This is a genomic window from Marinomonas ostreistagni (assembly GCF_016888445.1).
Taxonomy (GTDB): domain Bacteria; phylum Pseudomonadota; class Gammaproteobacteria; order Pseudomonadales; family Marinomonadaceae; genus Marinomonas; species Marinomonas ostreistagni.
Map to the genome: position 1 here is coordinate 176856 of NZ_JAFEKF010000002.1, position 24164 is coordinate 201019.

A 24164-nucleotide genomic window follows, 5' to 3' on the forward strand; every position below is an offset into this window, starting at 1 on the left:
TTAGGCCTGCTTTTGCAATAAGCAGTAATAAAAGCCGTCTTGGCCATCTACGGTTGGCAAGACTTGAATCCCATGACTCACCGCTTTACCAAAGCCAAGCGCCAGTGCGCTGTTTAAGGTATCCAGTGAGCACTCTTTTGCGTCCGCTTGCTCCGCTAAGAAGTGTGCCATTTGTCGCTCGTTTTCTTCTGGCATCAACGAGCACGTGGCGTAAAGCAAATAGCCGCCCGGTTTCAAGGTCTGCCAAGTCGCCATCAAGATACGCTGCTGGATTGTAACCAGCTCATCAATGTCCGCAGGCTTACGATTAATCTTGATGTCAGGGTTGCGGCGAATCACGCCTGTGGCAGAACACGGCGCATCCAACAAGATCTTATCGAACGCCTGTTGGTCCCACCAGGCATTCGTGTCACCGGCATCAGCACAGATAAGTTCTGCTTGTACTCCTAAGCGCTCCAGATTGGACTCGATACGCTGTAGGCGCCATGGTTCTAATTCCACTGCGGTAAGCTGTAGCTCGGGTGCTCGCTCAAGTAAATGACCGGTTTTTCCGCCAGGTGCCGCACAAGCATCCAGCACGCGTTCGCCCTGCTCAGGAGCTAGAATCATTGCCGCCAACTGCGCAGACTCATCCTGCACACTGGCGTGACCGTGCTCAAAATCAGGTAACATAGTTACGGAAACGGCTTTTTCTAGGTACAAACCTGAATCCGAAAAAGCTGTTTCACGTGAAACAGTGCCCTGTTCTGTTAGTTGTGCTTGATATGTTTCACGTGAAACTTTGTCTTGGTTCACACGGATACACATGGGTGGATGTGTGTTGGTAGCCGTTACGACTTGTTCGAAATCATCGCCCCAGTGCTTTTTGAAACGCTTCACCAACCACTTTGGTAAGTTAAACTCGACGGATGGTTGGCTAGCTAGATTGTCGAGAATGTCATCGCGCTCACGCTGGTAGCGACGCAATACGGCGTTCATCAGTTTAGTTGCCCAGTCTTTATCAAGCTGACGACACAGCTCTACTGACTCGTTAACCGCAGCATGATCTGGTGTATTCATGTGCTCGATTTGATACAAGCCCATCAGTAAGGTGGCGTAAAGATCGAGGTCTTTTTCTTCAAACGGCTTAGACAATAAGCTTAAAGCAACGCTGTTGAGCTGTGGGTAATAACGGCAGACACCGAAGCACAGCTCTTTGGTAAGACCTTGCTCATCGTAATCAACTTCGCCAATCTGCTTACTGATCTGTGTCGATAGTGAGCCGTGTTGGCCCAGCACCTGTTCAAGAATTTTTGCGGCGATTAAGCGTGCTGGCTGACTCATGCGTCGCCCCCGAAGACCTTACCAATTTGTAGCTGATCTTTGTGTTTACCATTTAAGGCATCTTGTACGGCTAGACGTTTGCCGCCTGGGAATTGCAGCTCGGTAATCAAGATTGAGCCTTTACCAGTGGCTACGACCAAGCCCTCTTTGCTCACCATGGTGATGGCGCCTGCTAAAAAGTCTTGGTCATGAGTGTCGAGCAATTTGGCTGCGTGGATCTTCATCGCGCCGACCGGTGTTTCAGTGTAAGCACCAGGCCAAGGCAGTAAGCCGCGGATACGACGGCTGAGCGTCAAAGCATCTTGCGTCCAGTCAATACGCCCTTCTTGTTTGGTAAGCTTTTCGGCGTAGCAAGTTAAGTCTTCATTTTGTGGCTCAGGTGTTACTTTGCCTGCGCGGATCGCTTCTAAGCCTTCGATCAAAGCATCGCCACCTAGTACGGCTAGACGGTCGTGTAACTCACCTGAGGTGTCTTCTGGTTTGATGTCGCACTCTTTCTTCAGCAACATGTCGCCCGTGTCTAAGCCCACATCCATTTGCATGATGGTGATGCCAGTAATGGCGTCGCCGGCGATCACTGCACGGTGAATCGGCGCAGCGCCACGCCAGCGAGGCAATAAAGAAGCATGTACATTGATGCAACCAAGTTTCGGTGTATCAAGCACGGCTTTAGGCAAAATCAAACCGTAAGCGGCGACGATCATGATGTCGGCGTTGAGCTCGGCTAAGGTTTGACGATCGGCTTCGTCTTTGAAATTAAGCGGTTGGTATACTGGGATATCATGCTCAAGCGCCAATTGCTTCACAGGGCTCGCGACCAGTTTTTGGCCGCGACCAGCAGGACGGTCAGGCTGAGTGTACACAGCAATGACTTCATAGTGTTTAGCCGCAGCGTTATCAAGCACGGCTTGTAAGCTAGCAGCCGCAAAATCTGGCGTACCAGCAAAGATAATACGTAAAGGTGTTTGAGAGTCTGGATTGGTCATAGTGCTTGTTTATCTCTACTAACGAAAAAATCAGGCCGTAGCCTGATTTTTGAAAAAGGATGTACGGTGTGTAGCGGGACACGCCGTAGGCTTTTTATGCGCGTTTCTTTTGCGCTTTTTGCAGCTTGGTTTTGATGCGGTTACGCTTCAATGGCGATAGGTAATCCACCATTAGCTTGCCATCAAGGTGATCGATTTCGTGTTGTACACACACAGCCATCAGCTCATCGGTATCCAATTCAAATGGTTTACCGTGACGGTCTAACGCTTTGACTTTGACCTTGGCAGCACGGTAAATGTGCTCGTAAAAACCAGGCACGGATAGACAGCCTTCTTGGCATTCATTGGGTGCATCGTCTAACACGTCAAACTCAGGGTTAACGAAAACAATTGGCTCGTTGCGCTCTTCCGAGAAGTCCATCACAACGATACGGTAATGGTAGTCAACCTGTGTCGCGGCAAGACCAACACCCTGCTCGTCGTACATGGTATCCAACATATCGTCGATCTTGGTCTGTAGGTCGGCATCGTCAAAATCAGTGACGGGTTCAGCGACCTTACGCAGACGCGGATCTGGGTATTCTAAAACGGGTAATACAGCCATAGGGTTTTCCAAATTCTTAATGTGTAGCCTGTCCTTTAACATCTGGGTGGCAAAGGACAATTTCAATACCTATATTGTAACCTAAGATGACGCAAAAGCGTGCATCCAGCTGGCTAAAAAATATGCAATGTGGTTAAATACGCCGCGTTTTTTAGCACCACAGAGTCTCTGTGGCCCCGCTCCTCTTTATGTATCGCGAAGGATTGCTACATGAAACACTCCCTGCATGGTTTGAGTGAAACCCAATGGTTAGCGCTAAGTTTGATGCCAGGCCTTGGTACGACGCGTCTAGCTCACTTATGGACCTATCTGGATACACTGCATCAACCTCAAAGCGTAGAAGCGTCATTATTTCCTGAGCTTGATGAGTCTTCTCACTCTGAATCCGCTATCGATTTTCAGACGTTACGTGCCCTAGGCTGGCCTGAACACACGGCACGTGCGGTGATGTTATACCTCAATCGCGACAAACTACCCTATGAGGCCGAAAGCAGTTTACAGACCGCGCTGGACTGGTTGCAGAGCGATGATCAGCAACTGGTGTTTCGTGGCACAGGCAATTATCCAGCGTTACTTGGGCGCATCAGCGTGCCGCCGACCTTTTTGTATGTCAAAGGCCAGCCCAGTGCTTGGGACAAGCCAACTCTTGGTATGGTTGGAGCGCGAGCCGCATCGGGTTACGGTCGCAAGATTGCCGAGCAATGGGGCATGCAGATGAGCCAGCAAGGCTTTTCCATCATCAGTGGCGGCGCCCGTGGGATTGATACTTACGCTCACCAAGGAGCGCTCAATGCTCAGCAAGCGACGGTGGCGGTAATGGGTACCGGCTTGTTTCACCCTTATCCCAAGCAAAACATAGGCTTATTCCAACAGATCCTAGAATACGGCGGTGCGTTGGTAAGTGAGTATCCGCTTACTACCGGTGTACGCCCCAATTTTTTCCCGCCACGTAATCGCATTATCAGTGGTATGAGTCACGGTGTGTTTGTCGTAGAGGCGTCGGAAAAAAGCGGCTCACTGATCAGTGCGCGTTATGCTCTAGAAGAAAATCGCGAAGTGTTTGCCCTACCGGGTCGAGTCAGTGATCCGCAGGCGTCGGGCACCAATCAGTTGATTCGCCAAGGGGCGACGTTAGTCACTTCGATCGACGATATTTTAGCGGAGCTGCCGCGTTCGGTGCGCAGTCCTGTTGGCGATGTTAAGCAAGACGTGAGCGCTCTGCCTGAAGGAAAGGTTGATGTAAGCGGCTTCTCAATCAGCGCACAAACCTTGGTCGAGGTGTTTCAACAAGAGCGCATTGGATTGGACTTTGATGCGCTGGTGCGACGCACTGGCCTGCCCGCACCAGAACTATCGCAAACGCTCATGGAGCTAGAGCTCTCTGGGGTGATTACCAATGCTCAAGGGCAGTATCAATTTAGCGCTTAATCGCCACTGAAAATATCGCGCTTAAGCTGCTGAATATCGCGGCGCTCTTTTTTGTTCGGACGGTGATCCGACATGATGCGACCACCAAAGGATTTGTGCTCTGCAGCACGGCGCTCACGCTTGGCGATCGAGTCGGCGGTTTCTTCATACAGTAGCTGCGCTTCGGGTGCGCCACGGCGCTGCTCACTAAGACCTTTGACCGCCACGGTGACTTCGTCCCAGCCTTTACGTACGGTGATCAACGCCCCCAGCTCAACATTGCGTGCGGCTTTGCCTTTGGCACCGTTGTACATGACTTTGCCGCCATCGATAGCGTCTTTGCACAGACCACGGGTTTTGAAAAAACGCGCGGCCCAGAGCCATTTATCTAATCTTACTGCTTGTGATTGCGACTGTTTTTCTGCTTTACTCATAGATTGGACACACGATTGTTAAAACGAAAGAATTCATACCATTATGACGGATGTTAGTTGTCACCCAAGCTTTAAGGCACTGCAACAGATAATACACAATGCGGCCGATGCCATCATGGAGATTTATCAGAAAGCCGACTTAGGTGTCGAGCAAAAATCTGATGATAGTCCCGTGACGGCAGCAGACATCGCCGCCAATACCGTGATTATGGCAGGCCTAGAACAGTTTACGCCAGAGATTCCGATTCTTTCGGAAGAAGCCGTGGTGTCGTTTGAAGAGCGTAAAGACTGGCAATTGCTTTGGGTGGTGGATCCGCTGGATGGTACCAAAGAGTTTATTAAGCGCAACGGCGAGTTCAGCATCAACATCGCGCTGGTGCGTGATGGTCGTCCGATCCTCGGTATCGTGTATCTGCCGACAACAGCGGAAGGCTACTTTGGCGTCACCGAAGCGTGGCAAGGACTCATGCCAGGAGCATTTAAATGGCAAGGTGATGAAGTTGAACCGATCACCGTGCGTGAGCCACGTGAGCCGCTGGTGGCGATGACCAGCCGCAGTCATGGACCTGCCCTACCAGAAGACCTAAAAGAAACCCTCAAAGACACCTATGAACAAGTGCGAGAGCTGCCCAAAGGCAGCTCTATCAAAGGCTGTCGTATTGCTGAAGGCGTTGCGGATTTGCACCTACGCCGTGGCCCAACCAGCGAATGGGACACCGCAGCACAACAAGCCATCATCGAAGCGGCCGGTGGCCAGCTGATCGCACCCAGCGGCAAACCATTTCGTTATAACCAACGCGAAAGCCTCCTCAACGGCCACTTCATTGTCGCCGGCCCTGAGATCACACCCGTGATTTTAGATTGGTACAAGCAAGGTGAAGACGAAGCGTAGCCGTAGCCGCCGTCCGAGCCCTAATAAATGCCCACAAAAAAGCCGCTTAGAAATACTCTAAGCGGCTTTTGTCGTTTATAGAGGTTTAACCCTAGACTGTCGTCAGCCCATGAGTTTGTTAGGCAACCAAGTCACAAGCTCAGGGTTGAACATAACGATGATCAACACCAATAGCTTGATCAGTACGAACGGTGTCACCGAACGGTAGATATCGAGCATGGTAATGCCCGGCGGTGCGATGCCTTTTAGGTAGAACAAGGCGAAGCCGTAAGGTGGCGTTTGTACGGCGATTTCGATGTTTAGGATCATCAAGATACCGAACCAAATCGGATCAAAACCCAGTGATACCGCGATCGGCGTGAAGATCGGCGCACACATCAAGACGATGATGAATTCATCGATGATGAAGCCAAGCAACAACATAATCACCTGGAACAACAGGATCACCATCATTGGCGGTAAGCCAAGATCTTCGGTAAAGCCTGCTACCATGCTTTGAACGCCCATCAGTAGATGGAAGTTACTAAAGACGGTGGCACCGAAAATGATCCACATTGCGACACTGACTAGCACCGCCGCGCGTAGGCCTGCACTTCTGACCATCTTAGGTTTAAAGCGTTTAAAGAAGATCGCCAAGATCACCGCACCCACGACACCAATGGCGCCGGATTCGGTCGGGGTCGCAATACCCATAATGATACTGCCCAATACCGCAACGATCAGTAGCAATGACAAGCCACCATCACGGGCCGTCAGTAACTTCTCTTTGGTCGTTTGTGGCGTCTCTGGCAGTTTATCGAGGGGCGCTTTCTTAGGGTTCAGTTTGCACGAAATCACCACGTAAGTGATCAACAGCACAATGGTAATCAACGCCGGCACTAAGGCACCGATAAACATACGGCCCACAGAGTTCTGCGTCGACGAGGCAAACATGATCATTGGGATACTAGGTGGAATCAAAATACCCAGACCACCACCGGCCATGATCACACCCAGTGCTAGGCGTTTGTCATAACCACGCTCAAGCATTGGGCGCAGAGCGATACTGCCTGAGGTCATGATGCCGGCACCAATAATACCGACCATGGCACCGATCATCGAACACACGATGATCACGCTGATCGCTAACGAGCCGCGTACTTTACCGATGACCATTTGACTGGCATTAAACATGGCATCACCGATGCCGGAGCGAGTCAGTAGTTGGCCCATGTAGATATACAGTGGGATGGCGAGCAGGATAAAACTAAAATGCGTCGCTTCAAGAGTCGTTGGGATCACGTTAAACAAGCCATCACCCCAAGTGATGTAACCAATGCCCATGGCGATGCCGCCCAAGGCTAGGCCCACTTGTGCGCCCAGCGCAAAGCTCACCAAAATACAGGCCAGTAGAACGCCCGTTAAGACTTCAATACTCATCATTACGCGTCGTCCTCATCATCAAATCGGCGCTCTGGTAGGAGCTTTTTACCGGTAAATAGGTGGTAGGCTTCTTCGAGCCAATCGCTTGACAGTTGTGCGATAAAGATCGCACCTGCGACCACCATCATCATCCAGTAATGATGCATATGAGGCGCCCATTCACTTTGGCGGCGGTAGTTGAATTCGAGTGCTTCTTCAAACTTGCCAAAGCACATTTTGCAGACAATGACTAAGAAGAAGATGCCAAGCGCAAACGACAGCATGTTAAATACGTTGCGTACGCGCGGAGAAACTTTGTTGTAGAGAATATCAACGTTGATGTGCCCACGGCGTTGTTGTGCGTAGGCACCGCCGAGTGCGGCGATGTAGCCAAACATAAACAAAGATAGGTCATAAGCCCAAATCGTCGGCTCATTTAAGAAGTAGCGAGAAAAAACCTCGAAAGCTACGACAAACGCCAAGGCTGGCATGACATAAGAAACGGATTTGCCTACGAATTCCACCACGCGGTGAATCGTAAGGCAATATAGCCTTATCGCAGTCAATAACATGGAAAGTGTACCTCAGGATAAACGAAAAAAGGCGAGCGCGGACGCGCTCGCCTTTTGGAAAGGATCAATTACTTCTGTTCTGCACGAAGTACATCGATCAAACGTTTGCTGTATTCATCCGATGCAGCGTATTCGTCCCACAGGCCTGCGCCTGCTGCTTTCCATGCTTCTTTGTCCGCTTCGCTTGGCTCTGGAGACCATTGTAGGCCTTTTTCTTCCATTTCAGCGATCGCTTCTGCTTCCCATTGCTTAGACTTGTTTAGCTGCTCGTCTGCGTGCGTTGCAGTCGCTGCTTTCACAGCTTCTTTTTGCTCGTCAGTTAGCTTGCTCCACGCGCTACGGTTAACAATGATAGGTAACACTTGAGCGCCCGCTAGTGGAAGTGGGTACATGTATTTTGCTACTTCTACGTGGTTACCATCGCGGTGGTCGATCATGTTAGAACCGATCGAACCATCGATAACGCCAGTTGATAGAGACGTGTAGATCTCAGACCAAGCTAGAGATACTGGAGAAGCACCTAGGTTACGTAGGAACTTACCGTATGCGCCTGGTGCACGGATTTTCAAACCTTTGAAATCTTCTACTGATTCAATTGGCTCTTTGGTGATGATGTAAACTGGTGGCTGAATGTATGGGTCAAGCCATACTAAGCCTTGAGAGCCGTACGCTTCTTTAAGAATCTCATCCCAACCTTTTTCGTGGAACAAAGCGTTTAGTTCGTCAGTGTCATCGGTACCGCCAGGTAGGCCGATTTCTACCACACCTGCTGGAAGCTCACCCGCGTGCATTGATTGGAATGGTGCGCCCATCGTCACAAGACCAGATTTTACTGCGCCTAGGATACCGGTTGTACCCACACCTTCGCCGGAGTAAAGCACTTGAACTTTAATGTCGCCATTAGAGTTTTGCTCGATATTTTTAGCTAGGTTTTCGTAGATTTCACCGAACGCTGTGCCGCGACCGTATAGGTTGGCAAAGCGCCAGTTATGGTCAGCTGCATGAGCCGAAGTTGCTACTGCGCCAGCACCCAAAGCGACAGCAAGAGAACTCGCGACTAACTGTTTTTTTACTTTTAGTAGAGTTTTTAACATGAGTAACCTCTTGTAGAAGAGTTGCTAATATGAGCCACGTCCTCCCCGACTGTGGCGCTTAATTTGATACTTTCAAAAAGCTTGCACAAATTAAACCGTACAAAATCTACCTAAAGTTTTGTCGCTATCAAACAAATGAGGAGCTAAGAAAACAGCTTATAAATCAGTAGGCTAAAGAGTAAGGTCCAAGGCATACACGGCACTCTGACTGGTCCATTTTGGTGCTTGGTGTGTTGCAGTAAGATGTTCGTTTTATGAAGATCTAATGATCTGATTATTAAAGCATTTTCGCGGCGCAACAGCCAAATATTTTGCTTAAAAAATAAGCAGTAAAATACCCAAAAAACAAACGCACCAATGAGGTGCGTTTGTCGCAATTAGGCAAATCTAATGGGGCAGCCCGTGGCGCCATTTAACCGGCCGTAAAAGCTTGGCTTTTAGCGCACATCAAATTGTTCAATTTGTTGGGTCAGCGCGCCCACGTGCTGATGAATCGCTTGCCCAGAAGACTCAATATTTTGCGTGGCGTGGTAGTTGTGCTCGATGCTTTGCGCAATATCGTCCATGTCTTTGGCCATGGTTTGAGTGGTCTGCACCACCTCTTGAATGGCGCTGGAAATGGTCTGAGTGCGTTCCGCAGCATCCAATGTCAGTTGCTCAACTTCTTGGATCGTCTGCACGGCGCTCTCGCCCTTCTCACGGCCAGTAGCGACTTGTTGCAAGCTGTGCTGCATGGCGCCGATGACCTGTTGCGTGTCTTGCTGAATGCCTTCAATCTTACTGGTGATGCTGCTGGTGGCTTTAACAGTTTGCTCGGCTAAGGTGCGCACCTCGTCGGCGACCACAGCAAACCCACGCCCTGCTTCTCCAGCGCGGGCCGCTTCAATGGCTGCATTAAGTGCCAACAAATTAGTCTGCTCAGCCACGCCTACAATGAGATCAATCACCGAATCGATTTCTTTAGAACGCTCGCCCAGCTTGGTGACCATGGTGTGCGTATGCTCAATAGAATCTGCTACCGCTTGAATCGAATCAATGGCCACGCCAATCACGGCGGCACCGCTTTGCGCGGCGCTATGAGCATGATTTGCAGCGTTGTTTACCTGTTGGGTCATGTCCCCTACATCGGCAGCGGTTTGCGAAATTTCTTCGGTGGCGGTCGCTAGAGTGTTACTGCGATCGCGAATCTGCTGGCTACCCGCAACGATGGTGTGAGCGTCATCACTTAACTGATCGGCAGTTTCGATTAAGGCACGATTGCTATGACGTAGCTGCCCTACTAACTGGCTTAAGCTATCGGTCATGTTGTTGGAGGTCAGTTGAATCTGATCAAACTCATCATTGTTGTTGAGCCCTGCATTGTCACGGTGAATCAGCTTACCCGCGGCGACATCTTTTAACTGTGCCAAGATCACGCCAATCTTTTTGTTTAGGGCGTAGATCAAGGAGGCCATGATCACGCCAATCAGCAACGTTAACACCACGCCGCCAATGATCAGGTTACGACGGGCGTCGTTGGCGGTGGTGTGCGCGGTTTGTTGCGCTTGCGCTAGTAGTGGATCTTGCAGATAGCGTGTGGTTTGGCTTAATAACTCGGTATTTTGCTGACGCTGTGTGCGCAAGGTTTGTTCGAGTGTTACCAGTTTTAATGCGGTGTCCGCTACAGGCTCTAGAGCAGCGCGATAGTCATTTAATAGCGGATTAAATACATCGCCAAAGCCAATGTCGTTGATCTGTTTTAGTAAAGTATCGAGTGCGGCTTGCCAAGCTTGATACCCTTCTGGCGACGGGTAGGCGAGGAAATCTTTTTCCTGGGCGCGTACTTCTTTAAAGCCTGACGCAAACGCCGCCAGCAGTTTCAACTCTTCGGCCGCCGTTTGGGCGCTTTGATTAAGGGTTAATAACGCCCCGTATTGATTATCCGTGCCCAGCTGCTTGATTAACTGTAGACGCTGCTCAAGAGTGGTTAAGTAATCAGGTAATTGTTGGCTTAGCTCGTTGAGTAACTGCTGAGCACGCTTATCAAGGTAAGGATTCTGAAGGATATTGCCTAGCGCTTTCGCTTGATGCAAATCGTTGAGCTCGGTCGCAAGATCGGCTAATTCTGGTTGCTGTGGCTGCGCTGAGTCTTGGGTGAACTTTAGCAGGTCAATTTCAAGCTCACTGATCTGTACGTGAGACGCCGCAATGGCATTTGCCTTGCGCCCTGCTTCCTGCATCTGGTTGAAGTTTAATACGGCATATAACCCAAAGCCTGCATAGCCAACACAAACAAGCACAAGGATGGCAATTAGCTTTTGACGCATAGATAAAGATCGCAGCACAGGAGCTCCTGATTAAATCATCGATTATGAACGGCCAATGTACAGATTCAATATGTAACTTTAATGAAAAAAAAGCCCTCAACTAAGAGGGCCTAAATACGAAGATTCTCAGTATAAGAAGTAAAAAGGGCCTTCTTAAGAGCTACCGACCTGAGCTGTAAAAGGGTGAGAGTTACGCATCAAGGTCAGTGGGTTTACCTTAAATAAGCTAACCTTTGAATGAAAGGTCAGCTTCTAAACCTAAAGTTAGAGCGTGACCAAACTTTGTTCATCAGGCATGCTAAGAGACGATTGAAACCGTGTATATCTTTGTTCGGCATACGGTTTTGAGAGTGGATCCGATATACTGGGTGGGTGTCGGTCGGTGAAGTCAGTAGATTGAAGGGGGACGCCATGAGCGCAAAGAATTACTCGCTTGGGCAAGTAGGTGATTATGAGATCAAGCAACTCAAAGTATTTAAGACAGTGGTCGATTGCGGTGGCTTCTCTGCAGCTGAGACGGTACTAAACATCGGCCGCTCGACGATTAGCCTACACATCTCGAACCTCGAAGCGCGCCTTAATCTGACCTTATGTAAGCGTGGCCGCGGTGGCTTTTCACTGACCCAAGAAGGTGAAATCATCTACCGTATGACCGAAACCTTGCTGGAATCGCTGGATGCCTTTCGTATCACAGTAAATAACTTAAACGCCAGCCTGACCGGGCGTTTGCGCATTGCCATGTCAGACTCCGTTAGCCTCGATCCCCGTTGTCGCTTCCCAGAATTGATACGCGAATTTACCGGCCAGGCCCCAGAAGTATCGTTAACCACCAGCGTGTCGGCCATGGCGCAAATCGAACGTACCATCTTAAATGACGAGGCAGACGTCGGCTTTATACCTTACCACCGTAAATTAGACGGCCTTGGCTACATTCATTTATACAGTGATGCGTGTTATGTGTACGTGGCCAAAGACCACCCACTGGCCCAAATGAGCGCCGCCGAACAAGTTGAAGCCGTCGACAGCTACCCTGCTTCGCACGCAGGGCTTAAACCCCATGAAGGGGTTAGCTCGCAGATGTCCAACATGAACCTGTCAGCGATCTCTTACTTCTACGATACACGTCTTAGCTTGATTTTATCGGGCCGCTACATTGGCTTTTTACCCGAAGCGTATGCTTCAGAGCATGTCAAAAGCGGCGCGATCGTCCCCGTTGCCACCGACCATCGTTCGTACTCCCTCGGCATGGCCGTGATCTATAAAAAGACCGCCCAACCGAACAAACCACGGGAAGTATTTTTGGACGTCATCCGCGAATACTTCGCCAACAACTCTTCTGAAGCAGCGCCTTATTAAAGGCGCTTAAGAGAACAAATAACCGTCAAAATCTGGTGATTCGGTATCAGATAGCTCAAACAACGTGCGTTTGACGTTTTCCAAGTGTTGCCACATCGCCTCGCGAGCACCTTCTGCATCGCGTTTGCGCAGCTGCATTAGCACCTTTTCATGATCTTTTAGCCATTGACCGCTATACGACGACTCGGGGATTCGAGAATGGAGTTGCTGCCACATCGGGTTGTTATCACGCATGTCCCACAGGCGTAAGACATTATCGGCAAGTAAGGTATTTTGCGTCGCTTGGGCGACCAATAAGTGAAACTCACGATCAGCGGCATTGGCTTTTTCGACGTTGTGCAGCTCTGCTTCCTCAAGGTCTAAGGTATCTTGCAGCTTCTGCAGGTCTGCTTTGGTAATAGTCTGAGCGGCACAAGCGGCTACGGCGCTTTCTATCACTTGACGCGCTTGCAGTAATTCAAACGGCCCTACATCGGAAATGGGTGCTGCCGCACGCTCCATAGGGCGACACTTTAAATAGCTTCCCGAGCCTTTCTTTACTTCGATCAGCTCTTCGATTTCTAGCATGATAAAGGCTTCACGCACCAAGGTACGGCTGACGCCAAATAGCTCAGCGTAGACCCGCTCGGTAGGAAGTTTATCGCCGACGCTTAAATCAGATTTCAGAATTTCTAATTTGATTTTTTCGCCAATTTCTTTGTAAAGACGCTCTGCCATAGTGCTTGCTACATAGTTTAAAACGTAGGAGTGGTATGCCATCTTCACGTATTTGTCTAAAAAAGTCGAGTCGCGGGCACTTTAATAGGCCATTAAGATCAAAATGGTATACCAAAAAGCGATGTTTGCTTGTCTGTGGTGAAAAATTACGCTAGGTTTAGCCTCGTTATCCATTTTTTGGTATGCCAAAAATAATAAATTAGGTTTGTCAGTATGAAAATTCGCTCCGCTAAAGTGATTGTGACCTGCCCGGGTCGCAATATGGTGACACTCAAAGTTGAAACCGACGAAGGTGTCTATGGTATCGGTGATGCAACCTTAAACGGCCGTGAAAAAGCGGTGGTTGCCTATTTAGAAGATCATGTGATCCCAACGTTGATTGGCAAAGACCCTCAACGTATCGAAGACACATGGCAGTACCTGTACCGCGGAGCGTATTGGCGTCGTGGCCCTGTTACCATGACGGCTATCGCAGCGGTTGATGTTGCGTTGTGGGACATTAAAGCCAAGCTTGCCAACATGCCACTGTATCAATTACTAGGCGGTAAAAGCCGTGAAAAGGTCATGGTCTATGGCCATGCAACGGGATTAGACATCGACTCTTGTCTTGAAGAAGTACAGAAACATGTGGATCTTGGCTACAAAGCCGTACGTGTTCAATGTGGTATTCCGGGCGTACCGACAACCTATGGTGTCGCTAAAGAGGCTGGCAAACCCTATGAACCAGCAGACTCGTCTTTGCCTGCAGAGCACGTATGGTCAACGGAAAAATATCTGAATCACGTTCCTAAACTGTTCCAAGCAGTACGTGACCAGTTTGGCGAAGACCTACATATCTTACACGATGCCCACCATCGTCTGACGCCTATCCAAGCGGCACGCTTAGGCAAAGAGGTCGAGCCGTACCATCTATTTTGGCTAGAAGACTGCACGCCTGCGGAGCATCAAGCGTCGTACGAAACTATTCGTCAGCACACCACGACGCCGCTAGCGATTGGCGAAGTCTTTAGTTCTTTGCATGATTGCCAAGAACTGATCCAAAAGCAGTTGATTGATTACATTCGCGCGACTATTACCCACGCGGGTGGTATCACCAATGTGCGCCGTATCGCCGACTTTGCCGCTTTGTACCATGTTAAGACAGGCTTCCATGGCGCCACGGACCTTTCGCCAGTGTGCATGGGCGCAGCATTGCACTTTGATACTTGGGTACCGAACTTCGGCATTCAAGAGCACATGCCCCACACTGCTGAGACCGACGCGGTCTTCCCCCATGCTTATGAATTTAAAGATGGTTTCTTCACGCCTGGCGAAGTGCCTGGACACGGTGTCGACATCGATGAAGAACTGGCGGCGAAATACCCTTACAAACCTGCTTATCTTCCGGTTAACCGTTTAGAAGATGGCACGCTGTGGAACTGGTAATCTTATGAAAGCTTTTGAAGTCAAAAACGTTAACGAATACAACCTAATCGATGCAGACATGCCAGATGTCAGTGCGGGTGAAGTCATTATCAAGACTTCCTTTGCCGGTATTTGTGGCTCGGATCTACATATCATTCATGGCCAGAATCCATTTGTGCAGTTCCCTCGCGTCACCGGCCATGAATTCTCTGGTGTCATCACGGCTGTGGCAGACGATGTTGAAGGTCTAGCTGTTGGCGATCGCGTCTGTGTTGATCCCGTGATCAGCTGCGGAACCTGCTATCCATGTCGAGCTGGTCGTCACAATGTGTGTATGAACATGCAAGTGTTTGGCGTGCATCGTAATGGTGGCTTTAGTCAGTTTACCAGCGCTCCTGCTGGCAATGTCATCAAGCTGCCGGACAATGTAACCTTAGAGCAAGCCGCACTGGTTGAGCCTTACTCGATTGCGATGAATGTGCTATCACGCATGAACCCCATCGATGGTGATACGTTATTAGTTTATGGTGCGGGCGTGATAGGCCTCACCATTGTCCAAGTCGCCAAAGCCATCGGCATTAAGCGTATTATCGTCACGGATATTGTTGCTGAGCGCTTGGAGACAGCCAAAGCGCTGGGCGCCACCGATACCATTAATAGCCGCGAGCAAAATGTTGAAGACACCGTGCGTGCGTGGACCAACGGTGAAGGTGTACCGCTGATCGCGGATGCGGCCTGCATTCCAGCGCTATTACCGGAAATCTTACGAATTGCCTGCCCTGCTGGCCGCATTGGTCTGCTTGGCTTTAGTTCTGCGCCGAGCGATTTGGCGCAAATCGAAGTGATTAAGAAAGAGTTAACCTTGGTTGGCTCTCGCTTAAACAACCGTCGATTCCCACAAGTGTTGGAATTGATAGCTTCTGGTCAACTCGACCCGTTGAAACTGATCAGTCACCGTGTTGCCTTACAGCAAATGCCTGAAGGTATCCAGCTGATGGAAAAACACCCAGAGATTACCCGCAAAGTGCTCGTCACTATGGGTGAGTAACTTATAAACGATCGATAATAAAAATTGGAGTTACCCATGATTAAGCCAATGTTCAAAGCCCTTGCCCTGTCATCAGCCTTATTGGCGGCCGGTATGAGTCAAGCCGCCGATGTCACCCTGAAGTTTGGCCACCCTGCTGCCGAAGATAATATCTGGCACAAAGCGGCACTTAAATTTAAAGAAGTTGCTGAAGCTGAGTCAGAAGGCCGCATCGAAGTAAAACTGTACCCAAGTTCGCAGCTTGGTAAAGAACTGGATGTGATTAACAGCATTCAGTTAGGTACAGCAGACATGACAATGACGGGTGAGTCACTGCAGAACTGGGCCCCTAAGGCGGCGTTATTGGCCGTACCTTATGCCTTTACCAGCTCTGAACAGCTGAAAAGTGCTGTCGAAGGTGAAGTGGGTGAAGAGATTGAAGCGCAGATTAAACAGCGCACAGGTCTGCAGCCGATTGCTTGGTTTGAGCGTGGTCCGCGTCATCTAACTTCCAATAAACCGATTACTGAGCCAAGTGACCTTGAAGGCATGAAGCTGCGTGTACCCAACGTACCTTTATTTGTAAAAGCGTGGGATAAACTGGGTGCTAAGCCTATTCCGATGTCATTCAGTGAAGTGTTTACCTCATTGCAGCAAAACACCATTGATGGCCAAGAGAACCCACTAAGTCTGATTAAAAGCGCGAGCTTTTATGAAGTACAAGACTACGTGAACCTAACTGGCCACGTGCGCAGCTGGATTTATGTAGTGATTAGTGCCAACAAACTAAACAGCATGCCAGCTGATCTGCGTGAAATCGTTTTAGATGCAGCAGCACAAATGCAGTCTTACGAACATGAGATGTTTGCCGCTGACGAAGCCGCTTTACGCTCAGACCTAGAAGCTCGCGGTATGGAGTTTGTTGAGCCAAACATCGAAGCCTTCCAAGAAAAAGTAAAAGCAGCGGTTCAAGAGTCTTTGACGCCTGAACAGCTAGAGCTACTGAATAAAATTTAATAACAACACGCTCAACCTCCTCATGCTCTAGCATGAGGAGGTATTTTTTTGGAGTTTGGTCTGATGAATGCTCCCGCTTCTAAGAGCTCTTTTGTGGCGACCATCACCTCTGTCTTGCTGACGCTCAGAGGCGTGATTGATAAGTGCTTTGCCACACTTGCCTGCGTATCACTGTTGGCCATCGCTGCGGTGGTGTTGCTGCAGGTAGTGGCGCGCTTTATGTTGCCTTCTTCGCCCGTTTGGACGGAAGAATTATCCCGCTATCTATTCATTTATCTTATTGTCCTCAGCTCTGGTTTAGTCATTCGTGATGATCGCCATGTGCGTTTAGAACTGTTTCAAGGTCTGCTAAGTCCAGCGTTAAAGCGTGCTTATGTCTTAATTTGTCACGCACTTACTGGCGCCTTTGCGGCCTACCTCATTCCGTTTGCTCTGCAGTATGCGCAAATCGGTCAATGGCAAATGTCGCCAACTCTAGAAATGCCAATGTACTGGGTCTTTATTTCAGTCACGATCTTTTTTGCCTTAACGGCGTTTTACAGTGCATTGGGCTTTGTACTTGAGTTGCTTTCTCCCACTAATCGAGAGACTCAATAACGATGGAAGTTGCGATTTTATTCACCCTGTTTTTTGCTCTTCTGCTCTTTGGTATGCCCATTGTTTTTTGTTTGGGGCTGTCCTCGGTAGCGTATTTATTTATGGCGGATATTCCGCTGACGATTGTGCCACAGCGGCTGTATGCGGGGATGGATTCCTTTGTCTTGCTCTGTATACCTGGTTTCATTTTGGCGGGTAACCTAATGAATGTCGGTAACATTACCGATTACATTATTCGTTTTAGCAACTCGCTTTTAGGTCATATTCGTGGCGGCTTGGGCCTTGCTAACGTGGGTGGCTCGATGATCTTTGGCGGTATCTCAGGTACGGCGGTGGCGGATACGGCAAGTATCGGTTCGGTGATGATTCCGGGGATGGCGCGCTCTGGCTATGACAAGCCATTTGCCGCAGCGGTCACTGCCGCCTCATCAACTATCGGACCGATTATCCCGCCTAGCGTTCCCATGATTATCGTGGGTTCTTTAAGCGGTATCTCCGTCGGCAAAATGTTTATGGCCGGCGTTATTCCTGGTTTGATGCTGGGACTGGCCATGATGGTGACGGCGTACATCATCGCCGTGCGCCGTCAGTATCCGCGTGAGAAGCGTGCCACAGTAAAAGAAATCCTATCGGTTGGTCGCGGTGCGTTTTGGGCGCTGCTGATGACCTTCATTATCCTCTACGGCATCATCGGCGGCGTCTTTACACCGACCGAAGCGTCGATTGTCGCGAGTTTGTATGCGTTTGTCGTCGGTATGTTTGTGTACAAGGGGATTACTTGGAAAAACTTGCCGAAGATCTTGATGGATACGGCACTGAGCTCGTCGAGCTTGTTGATCTTGGTCGGCATGGCGAACTTGTTTGGCTGGATCTTAACCAGTGAGCAGATTCCACAGATGCTAGCGGATGCGATCTTTGGCATTACCTCGAATCCTATTTTAGTGATCTTGATTCTCAATGTGGTATTGCTGCTGGTCGGTGGTTTTATGGAAACCATCGCCGCACTTATCATCCTGTTCCCTACCTTGTTAAAGGTTGCTGAAGGCATTGGTATGGATCCGATTCACTTCGGCATCATGGCGGTCTTGAACTTGATGATCGGCTTAACAACACCGCCAGTGGGGGTGTGTTTGTTTGTCGCGGCTGGCATCGGCAAGATTCCTATGTCGCAAGTCGTGAAAGCGATCTGGCCCTTCCTACTGTGTAATCTAGCGGTACTGCTGCTGGTTGCCTATGTTCCGGCAGTGTCTTTGTGGCTGCCATCGTTTATGAATTAAGCCTGAGATAGTGCTATGAATATTACCTACGAACACAGCCAAATAGCGCCTGGTCAACATCAAGCAGGCATCGTTCACATCGGCTTGGGCGCATTTCACCGCGCTCACCAAGCCGTTTATATTGAAAAGACCTTAGCCGCCAAAGGCGGTGATTGGGCTCTTGTGAGCGCCAATATTCGCTCTAATGTCAGCTTGGTCGAGCAACTCAATGACGCTAATAATCGCTTTCATGTGGTTGAGTATGCGAGCAGCGAGCAGGCGACTGTGCGCGAGATCTGCGCGATGAAAGAAGCGCTGTTTGCTGGCGATGAGGCTGGGCGACAAGCGCTGATCGAACGTCTAGTGGACACACATACCAAGATTGTCACCATGACGGTGACAGAAAAAGGTTACTTCTTATCACCTGCTTCAGGTGAGCTACAGCTCGATCATGCGGATTTGCAGCATGACTTAACACATCCTAACAGCCCGAAAACCGTGATTGGCTTATTAGCCGAAAGTTTGCGCCAGCGTCGAAACGCTGATATGCCTCCTTTCACGGTATTGTGCTGCGATAACATGCCGCACAACGGTCAACGAGTGAAAAATGCTGTGGTAAGCTTTGCCAAAGCATTAGACACCTCACTTGCTGAATGGATTTTGCAGCACGTTGCCTTCCCAAGCTCCATGGTCGATCGAATTGTCCCGGCGATGACGGAAGCGGATTTCTTAGCGGTTAATCGTGATACCGGTATCGATAGCCCTACTGTGGTGAAGTGCGAACAATTTAGCCAATGGGTCATCGAAGATGACTTCCCCCAAGGGCGTCCTCAGTGGCAAGACTTTGGCGTGCAGATGGTGGCAGATGTCAGCGCTTATGAAATGATGAAGCTACGCATGCTCAATGGTAGTCACTCACTGTTAGCGTATCTAGGGCCCATTGCAGGTTATGAAACCGTTGCACAAGCGCTAACCGATGCAGACATCGAGCAGTTTCTACGTAACTACATGATGCAAGAAGTGGCACCGACACTGACGTCCTTCGAGCATGATGAATTATCAGCCTATTGTGAGGCCTTAATTCAGCGTTTTAAGAATGACAGTTTGCATCATAAGCTACTACAGATCGCGATGGATGGTTCGCAAAAACTGCCTCAGCGCTGGCTACAAAGTTGGTTGGAATTAACGCAAGCATCGCGCACAAGCGCAGCGATAGAGTTAGGCATCGCGGGCTGGATGCGTTACGTGATCAACTGCCAAGCGACACAATCAGACTTGAATGATCCACTGCAAGCGGCCTTGTATGAGGCGATATCAGGGCTTAATGACAAGACTCAAAAGGTGCAGGCTTTATTGGCGTTCGGTGATGTGTTCCCAGTACAGATGAGCACTGATCAAGCGTTGGTTGAACGCCTAACCTGCCAAGTGGCGCGACTCTCAGAGCAGCCATTAGCTGAGACGTTACACTCATTGTTTAGTCCTGCAGTGTAGAGGCCCAGATCATGACAACGCTAAAAATAGCCTGCATCGGTGAATGCATGGTGGAATTAACACAGGGTACAGAGCCGAATAGCTTAATCAAAAACTATGCAGGTGATACCTATAACACAGCTTATTATCTAAAAATGCTACTCAAGGGCCACGCAGAGGTAAGCTATATCTCTGCAGTAGGTACAGATGCTCTGAGTGTAGAGCTGGTCGACGCTCTTGAGACGGCAGGCTTAGAGACTGGCTCCATACGTCGATTAGAGGACGGTAAAGTGGGTTTGTACCTTGTGGCAAACGACGCGGATGGCGAGCGACACTTTACCTACTGGCGCGAGACGTCGGCTGCTAAGCGGGTATTTGATGGTGAGGAAGGCGATCGTTTGTTAGCGTCTTTAGCAGATTACGATGTCGTTTACTTATCGGGTATATCGCTGGCGATTCTGACGCCTGTGGCGCGAGTGAAACTATTAAACGCCCTGTCAGAAGCCAACATCGACGTGGTGTTTGATCCCAATTATCGGCCTAAGCTATGGCAAAACGCTGGCGAAGCGTCCTCGGCTATGCGTGAGTTCATCAGCGCTACACACGCTACCGTTATGACTACCTTGGACGATGAGCAGTTGTTGAATAACCTAACCTCCGACACTGAAGTGATCGATTTTTGGTTAGCGGCTGGGGCGCAAGAGGTGATCGTTAAAAAAGGTGCTGAAGGCTGTTTAATCGCCTCGGAAAACTTGCTAGTACCTTCGTTACAAGGTTTGCAGCCGCTTGATACAACAGGTGCAGGTGACTCATTTAACGGTGCGTATTTGGCTGCTAAGGCATCCGGTAAAAGTGTTCAAGACAGTGCTCAATTAGCACATCAAGTCGCGGGCCAAGTGATACAGCATCGAGGCGCCATTGTGCCATCAAGCAAGCTTGAGTTGTGACCCAACGGCATTAACCCCAAAAAAGAAGCCCTAGCTGGAAACAGCTAGGGCTTTTTATTGCGCTTAAAACCTAGCCATAAAAAAGCCACTGCCCAAGGGGCAGTGGCTAAAAATGCAAGAAGTACTTTAAGGAGGACGCTCTTGCAAACGGAAGTCTAGGTGGACTAAACCGTTAACACTGAAATCTTAAACAAGCTCTTTGAATAGACGCTTGAAGATTTCCATACCTTCATCAATGATCTCCATTTCGATCGTCAATGCTGGTAGGAAACGGATAACGTTGCCGCGGATACCACAAGAAAGCAGTACTAGACCGTTTTCTGCTGCTTTTGCAGATAGGTTTTTCGCAAGCTCTGGATATGGCTGGTTTACGTCACCGTCTTTTACGAATTCAACCGCGATCATGGCACCCGCATTACGGATATCACCGATGATTTGTGGGTAGTCTGCTTGTAGACCTTTTAGGTGCTCAACAAAACGCGCGCCAACTTGGTTAGCACGTTCGCATAGGTTTTCTTCTTCGATTACGTCGAATACTGCAAGACCTGCTGCACAACCTACTGGAGAACCACCGTACGTACCGCCAAGACCACCAGGGATTGGAGCGTCCATGATGTCTGCTTTACCAACTACTGCTGCGATTGGGAAACCGCCCGCGATACCTTTAGCAGCGGTCATAAGATCCGCTTCGATACCAGCTTGTTCGTGGCAGAACATAGTACCTGTACGTGCGAAACCTGCTTGGATTTCGTCAGCGATCAATAGGATGCCGTGTTGGTCACATAGCGCGCGAAGTTTCTGCATGAAGCTTGCAGAAGCCATGTAGAAACCACCTTCACCTTGTACTGGCTCAATGATGATCGCAGCCACACGAGAAGGCTCGATGTCACAAGTGAAGCGCATTTGCAGGTCAGCAAGTGCTTGCTCTTCAGTGATGCCTAGGTATTCATTTGGGTATGGCACGTGGAAGATGTCGCTTGGGAAAGGACCGAAACCTACTTTGTAAGGGTTTACTTTACCCGTTAGACCCATGGTCATGTTAGTACGACCGTGGAAGCCACCGTTGAACGCGATGATGCCTGGACGACCTGTGTAAGCACGTGCGATTTTCACACAGTTCTCAACCGCTTCTGCACCCGTTGTAACGAAGATAGATTTCTTCGGTGTGTTACCTGGGGCTGCCGCGTTTAGCTTCTCTGCAAGAGCCACTGCTGATTCGTATGGGCTCACCATCACACAAGTGTGTGTGAAGCGCTCAACTTGCGCTTGTACAGCGGCTTGTACTTTCGGGTGGTTGTGGCCAGTGTTGACTACGGCGATACCAGCACCGAAGTCGATGTGACGGTTGCCTTCAACGTCCCAGATCTCAGCGTTTTTCGCACGGTCTACGTAGACTGGTGCCATGTTGCCTTGGCCACGCGCGATGGCGTTTACTTTGCGTTCTTGTAAGCTAGCGTTGTTCATGTGTCTTGTTCTCTCTTAATTAGGTGCGAGCAATGTCGTTTGCAAAAGGTTGTCTTGGCGTCGTGTTATCGCAAGCATTTAGCCCATGGATGGGCGTTCCGCCCCTTTAGGGCATGGACGCCCTACAGGGCGGTGCTGCGATAACTCGATGCCAAAGCCGCAACCTTAAGGCTCGACACTGGCGGGCAATTGGGCTGCTTAGTTAATGCCGCCCATGCATAGGTATTTAATTTCCACGTACTCGTCGATACCGTACTTGGAACCCTCACGGCCACTGCCAGACTCTTTGACGCCGCCAAACGGTGCAACTTCGCTGGAAATGATGCCTTCGTTAACACCGACCATGCCGTATTCCAAGGCTTCTGAAACGCGCCAGATACGACCGATGTTTTGGGAATAGAAGTAGGATGCCAAACCAAATGGGGTATTGTTTGCCATCTCTACTGCCTCTTCTTCTGTGCTAAAGCGGAACAATGGCGCCACAGGGCCAAAGATTTCGCTTGAGAAGATGGTCATGTCAGGTGTCACACCTGTCAAAATAGTGGGCTCAAAGAATTGCTCGCCCGCTTGCTCTGCTTTCGCGCCGCCGACCAATGCTTGCGCACCTTTGCTCACTGCGTCGTTCACAAGCTCTTCAACCTTGTTCACAGCCGCTTTGTTGATCAAAGGACCAATGTTTACGCCTTCAGTGAAACCGTTACCTGTCTTGAACTCAGCAACGCGCTTCGCCAATTTCTCAGCAAAAGCATCGTACACGCCGTCTTGAACAAGGATACGGTTGGCACAAACACAGGTTTGGCCTGCGTTGCGATATTTGGAAGCAATCGCGCCTTCTACTGCCGCATCGAGATCTGCGTCGTCGAATACGATGAAAGGTGCGTTGCCGCCTAGCTCCATGGAGGTGCGTTTTACCGTTTGCGCACATTGAGACAGCAACAATTTGCCTACTGGCGTAGAACCAGTGAAACTCAATTTACGCACGATAGGGTTGCCAGTCAGTACGCCGCCAATATCTTTGGAGTTAGTACCCACTACCACGTTCAAAACACCCGCTGGGATACCCGCTTGATGCGCCAACTCGGCAAGCGCTAGAGCACACAGAGGTGTTTCTTCTGATGGTTTAATCACGATCGTACAACCTGCAGCAAGCGCTGGACCGGCTTTACGCGTAATCATGGCAATTGGGAAGTTCCAAGGGGTGATCGCTGCAACAACGCCCACGCCTTGCTTGATAGTTAGTACACGCTTGTCGTTGGCAAAAGATGGGATCACTTCACCGTATAGACGACGCGCTTCGTCAGCAAACCAGTCGATGAAAGATGCGCCGTATAGCACTTCGCCTTTCGCTTCAGCAAACGGTTTGCCTTGCTCTAGAGTCATTAGCTTGGCTAGGTCTTCTTGGTTATCAAGAATCAGCTGGTTCCATTTACGCAGTAGCGTGGCACGCTCTTTTGCAGTTTTGCCTTGCCATGCTTTTTGTGCTGCATTAGCCGCTTCCACAGCACGTGTGGTTTCGTCGGCTGCAAGGTCCGCAACGTCAATGATGTGCTCGCCAGTGGCTGGGTTCGTGATGGCAAACGTTTTGCCAGAATCAGCCGCGATCCATTCGCCATTCACGTAGGATTGGCTCTTCAATAGATTCGCTTGCGCTAAGGTTGCTTGCATAGTAACTCCAGACTCAAATATGAGATATCAGTGTTCGAGCCATTGGCTCGTAATGCTGAGATAGTAGGAGATCGTTGATGACGGGAAAATGAAAAGCTATCAATGCAATGTTTGATGCTTTTCAAACATTTAAAACAAGCTTGATGGCGCGCATGGCGCGGCCTGTGTCATGGCATAAAAAAGGCGAGCCAGTGGCTCGCCTTTTAAGATTAGAGCGTGACGCGT

At 49.6% G+C, this 24164-nt stretch carries 21 protein-coding genes; 10 read left to right on the top strand and 11 right to left on the bottom strand.

What is annotated here, in order from left to right; all coding sequences use genetic code 11:
• The 3 genes from rsmB to def form a co-directional block, all read right to left on the bottom strand.
• Nucleotides 1-1323: a 16S rRNA (cytosine(967)-C(5))-methyltransferase RsmB gene (gene rsmB, locus JQX58_RS06270; RefSeq protein ID WP_204145980.1), complete on the bottom strand. Its 1323-nt coding sequence runs from the start codon at nt 1321-1323 to the stop codon at nt 1-3.
• On the bottom strand, nt 1320-2309 hold the full coding sequence (fmt, locus tag JQX58_RS06275; protein ID WP_204145981.1) for a methionyl-tRNA formyltransferase: 990 nt from the start codon (nt 2307-2309) through the stop codon (nt 1320-1322). The genes rsmB and fmt overlap by 4 nt, the downstream gene beginning before the upstream one ends.
• Nucleotides 2310-2403: 94 nt before the next feature.
• Nucleotides 2404-2913, bottom strand: coding sequence for a peptide deformylase (gene def, locus JQX58_RS06280; RefSeq protein WP_204145982.1), 510 nt, complete (start codon nt 2911-2913; stop codon nt 2404-2406).
• Nucleotides 2914-3123: 210 nt separating this feature from the next.
• On the opposite strand from def, the gene dprA reads away from it, so the two are divergent.
• Nucleotides 3124-4341 carry a DNA-processing protein DprA gene (gene dprA, locus JQX58_RS06285; protein WP_204145983.1) on the top strand — a complete coding sequence of 406 codons (1218 nt, stop codon included), beginning with the start codon at nt 3124-3126 and terminating at the stop codon, nt 4339-4341.
• Here dprA and JQX58_RS06290 read toward each other — a convergent pair.
• Complete coding sequence (locus JQX58_RS06290) at nt 4338-4754, bottom strand: RNA-binding S4 domain-containing protein (protein WP_204145984.1); 417 nt, start codon at nt 4752-4754, stop codon at nt 4338-4340. The genes dprA and JQX58_RS06290 overlap by 4 nt on opposite strands.
• Before the next feature lie 43 nt (nt 4755-4797).
• Between JQX58_RS06290 and cysQ the strand changes: the two genes are divergently transcribed.
• Nucleotides 4798-5646 carry a 3'(2'),5'-bisphosphate nucleotidase CysQ gene (gene cysQ, locus JQX58_RS06295; RefSeq protein WP_204145985.1) on the top strand — a complete coding sequence of 283 codons (849 nt, stop codon included), beginning with the start codon at nt 4798-4800 and terminating at the stop codon, nt 5644-5646.
• A 102-nt stretch (nt 5647-5748) separates the two neighbouring features.
• Here cysQ and JQX58_RS06300 read toward each other — a convergent pair whose 3' ends face one another.
• From JQX58_RS06300 to JQX58_RS06315, 4 genes are all read right to left on the bottom strand, one after another.
• Nucleotides 5749-7068, bottom strand: coding sequence for a TRAP transporter large permease (locus JQX58_RS06300; protein ID WP_204145986.1), 1320 nt, complete (start codon nt 7066-7068; stop codon nt 5749-5751).
• A complete protein-coding gene (locus JQX58_RS06305; RefSeq protein ID WP_338040692.1) occupies nt 7068-7574 on the bottom strand; it encodes a TRAP transporter small permease subunit in 507 nt (168 codons plus the stop codon). The genes JQX58_RS06300 and JQX58_RS06305 overlap by 1 nt, the downstream gene beginning before the upstream one ends.
• 113 nt (nt 7575-7687) lie before the next feature.
• Nucleotides 7688-8713, bottom strand: coding sequence for a TRAP transporter substrate-binding protein (locus tag JQX58_RS06310; RefSeq protein ID WP_204145988.1), 1026 nt, complete (start codon nt 8711-8713; stop codon nt 7688-7690).
• 437 nt (nt 8714-9150) lie between these two features.
• Entirely contained in the window at nt 9151-11037 is a 1887-nt protein-coding gene (locus tag JQX58_RS06315; RefSeq protein ID WP_204145989.1) for a methyl-accepting chemotaxis protein, read from the bottom strand.
• A 393-nt stretch (nt 11038-11430) separates the two neighbouring features.
• Here JQX58_RS06315 and JQX58_RS06320 point away from each other — a divergent pair, with 393 nt between their 5' ends.
• The gene (locus tag JQX58_RS06320) at nt 11431-12375 is read left to right on the top strand and encodes a LysR family transcriptional regulator (RefSeq protein WP_204145990.1); all 945 of its coding nucleotides are present in this window, start codon (nt 11431-11433) and stop codon (nt 12373-12375) included.
• Between the two features lie 6 nt (nt 12376-12381).
• Here the strand turns inward: JQX58_RS06320 and JQX58_RS06325 are convergent, their stop codons facing one another.
• Nucleotides 12382-13092, bottom strand: a complete 711-nt coding sequence (locus JQX58_RS06325; RefSeq protein WP_204145991.1) for an FCD domain-containing protein — start codon at nt 13090-13092, stop codon at nt 12382-12384.
• A gap of 213 nt (nt 13093-13305) precedes the next feature.
• Between JQX58_RS06325 and manD the strand changes: the two genes are divergently transcribed.
• The 7 genes from manD to JQX58_RS06360 are packed head-to-tail and all read left to right on the top strand — an operon-like array spanning nt 13306 to nt 20810.
• Nucleotides 13306-14517 carry a D-mannonate dehydratase ManD gene (gene manD / locus JQX58_RS06330; RefSeq protein ID WP_204145992.1) on the top strand — a complete coding sequence of 404 codons (1212 nt, stop codon included), beginning with the start codon at nt 13306-13308 and terminating at the stop codon, nt 14515-14517.
• A 4-nt stretch (nt 14518-14521) separates the two neighbouring features.
• Complete coding sequence (locus JQX58_RS06335) at nt 14522-15544, top strand: Zn-dependent oxidoreductase (RefSeq protein ID WP_204145993.1); 1023 nt, start codon at nt 14522-14524, stop codon at nt 15542-15544.
• Nucleotides 15545-15580: 36 nt separating this feature from the next.
• The gene (locus JQX58_RS06340) at nt 15581-16540 is read left to right on the top strand and encodes a TRAP transporter substrate-binding protein (RefSeq protein ID WP_204145994.1); all 960 of its coding nucleotides are present in this window, start codon (nt 15581-15583) and stop codon (nt 16538-16540) included.
• A gap of 48 nt (nt 16541-16588) precedes the next feature.
• A complete protein-coding gene (locus JQX58_RS06345) occupies nt 16589-17137 on the top strand; it encodes a TRAP transporter small permease (RefSeq protein WP_239090202.1) in 549 nt (182 codons plus the stop codon).
• Nucleotides 17138-17139: 2 nt separating this feature from the next.
• Complete coding sequence (locus JQX58_RS06350) at nt 17140-18414, top strand: TRAP transporter large permease (protein ID WP_204145995.1); 1275 nt, start codon at nt 17140-17142, stop codon at nt 18412-18414.
• A 15-nt stretch (nt 18415-18429) separates the two neighbouring features.
• Nucleotides 18430-19884, top strand: a complete 1455-nt coding sequence (locus tag JQX58_RS06355; RefSeq protein WP_204145996.1) for a mannitol dehydrogenase family protein — start codon at nt 18430-18432, stop codon at nt 19882-19884.
• An 11-nt stretch (nt 19885-19895) separates the two neighbouring features.
• Nucleotides 19896-20810: a sugar kinase gene (locus JQX58_RS06360; RefSeq protein WP_204145997.1), complete on the top strand. Its 915-nt coding sequence runs from the start codon at nt 19896-19898 to the stop codon at nt 20808-20810.
• A 186-nt stretch (nt 20811-20996) separates the two neighbouring features.
• On the opposite strand, the gene gabT is transcribed toward JQX58_RS06360, so the two are convergent.
• Nucleotides 20997-22274 (bottom strand): 4-aminobutyrate--2-oxoglutarate transaminase, encoded by a 1278-nt coding sequence (gene gabT / locus JQX58_RS06365; protein ID WP_204145998.1) that lies wholly within the window; start codon nt 22272-22274, stop codon nt 20997-20999.
• 198 nt (nt 22275-22472) lie between these two features.
• Nucleotides 22473-23939, bottom strand: a complete 1467-nt coding sequence (locus JQX58_RS06370; protein ID WP_204145999.1) for an NAD-dependent succinate-semialdehyde dehydrogenase — start codon at nt 23937-23939, stop codon at nt 22473-22475.
• Nucleotides 23940-24164 lie beyond the last annotated feature (225 nt).

Excerpts from the sequence above, each read along its gene's own strand:
- rsmB (WP_204145980.1), bottom strand. The coding sequence starts at position 1,323 with ATGAGTCAGCCAGCACGCTTAATCGCCGCAAAAATTCTTGAACAGGTG.
- fmt (WP_204145981.1), bottom strand. The coding sequence starts at position 2,309 with ATGACCAATCCAGACTCTCAAACACCTTTACGTATTATCTTTGCTGGT.
- def (WP_204145982.1), bottom strand. The coding sequence starts at position 2,913 with ATGGCTGTATTACCCGTTTTAGAATACCCAGATCCGCGTCTGCGTAAG.
- dprA (WP_204145983.1), top strand. The coding sequence starts at position 3,124 with ATGAAACACTCCCTGCATGGTTTGAGTGAAACCCAATGGTTAGCGCTA.
- JQX58_RS06290 (WP_204145984.1), bottom strand. The coding sequence starts at position 4,754 with ATGAGTAAAGCAGAAAAACAGTCGCAATCACAAGCAGTAAGATTAGAT.
- cysQ (WP_204145985.1), top strand. The coding sequence starts at position 4,798 with ATGACGGATGTTAGTTGTCACCCAAGCTTTAAGGCACTGCAACAGATA.
- JQX58_RS06300 (WP_204145986.1), bottom strand. The coding sequence starts at position 7,068 with ATGATGAGTATTGAAGTCTTAACGGGCGTTCTACTGGCCTGTATTTTG.
- JQX58_RS06310 (WP_204145988.1), bottom strand. The coding sequence starts at position 8,713 with ATGTTAAAAACTCTACTAAAAGTAAAAAAACAGTTAGTCGCGAGTTCT.
- JQX58_RS06320 (WP_204145990.1), top strand. The coding sequence starts at position 11,431 with ATGAGCGCAAAGAATTACTCGCTTGGGCAAGTAGGTGATTATGAGATC.
- JQX58_RS06325 (WP_204145991.1), bottom strand. The coding sequence starts at position 13,092 with ATGGCAGAGCGTCTTTACAAAGAAATTGGCGAAAAAATCAAATTAGAA.
- manD (WP_204145992.1), top strand. The coding sequence starts at position 13,306 with ATGAAAATTCGCTCCGCTAAAGTGATTGTGACCTGCCCGGGTCGCAAT.
- JQX58_RS06335 (WP_204145993.1), top strand. The coding sequence starts at position 14,522 with ATGAAAGCTTTTGAAGTCAAAAACGTTAACGAATACAACCTAATCGAT.
- JQX58_RS06340 (WP_204145994.1), top strand. The coding sequence starts at position 15,581 with ATGATTAAGCCAATGTTCAAAGCCCTTGCCCTGTCATCAGCCTTATTG.
- JQX58_RS06350 (WP_204145995.1), top strand. The coding sequence starts at position 17,140 with ATGGAAGTTGCGATTTTATTCACCCTGTTTTTTGCTCTTCTGCTCTTT.
- JQX58_RS06355 (WP_204145996.1), top strand. The coding sequence starts at position 18,430 with ATGAATATTACCTACGAACACAGCCAAATAGCGCCTGGTCAACATCAA.
- JQX58_RS06360 (WP_204145997.1), top strand. The coding sequence starts at position 19,896 with ATGACAACGCTAAAAATAGCCTGCATCGGTGAATGCATGGTGGAATTA.
- gabT (WP_204145998.1), bottom strand. The coding sequence starts at position 22,274 with ATGAACAACGCTAGCTTACAAGAACGCAAAGTAAACGCCATCGCGCGT.
- JQX58_RS06370 (WP_204145999.1), bottom strand. The coding sequence starts at position 23,939 with ATGCAAGCAACCTTAGCGCAAGCGAATCTATTGAAGAGCCAATCCTAC.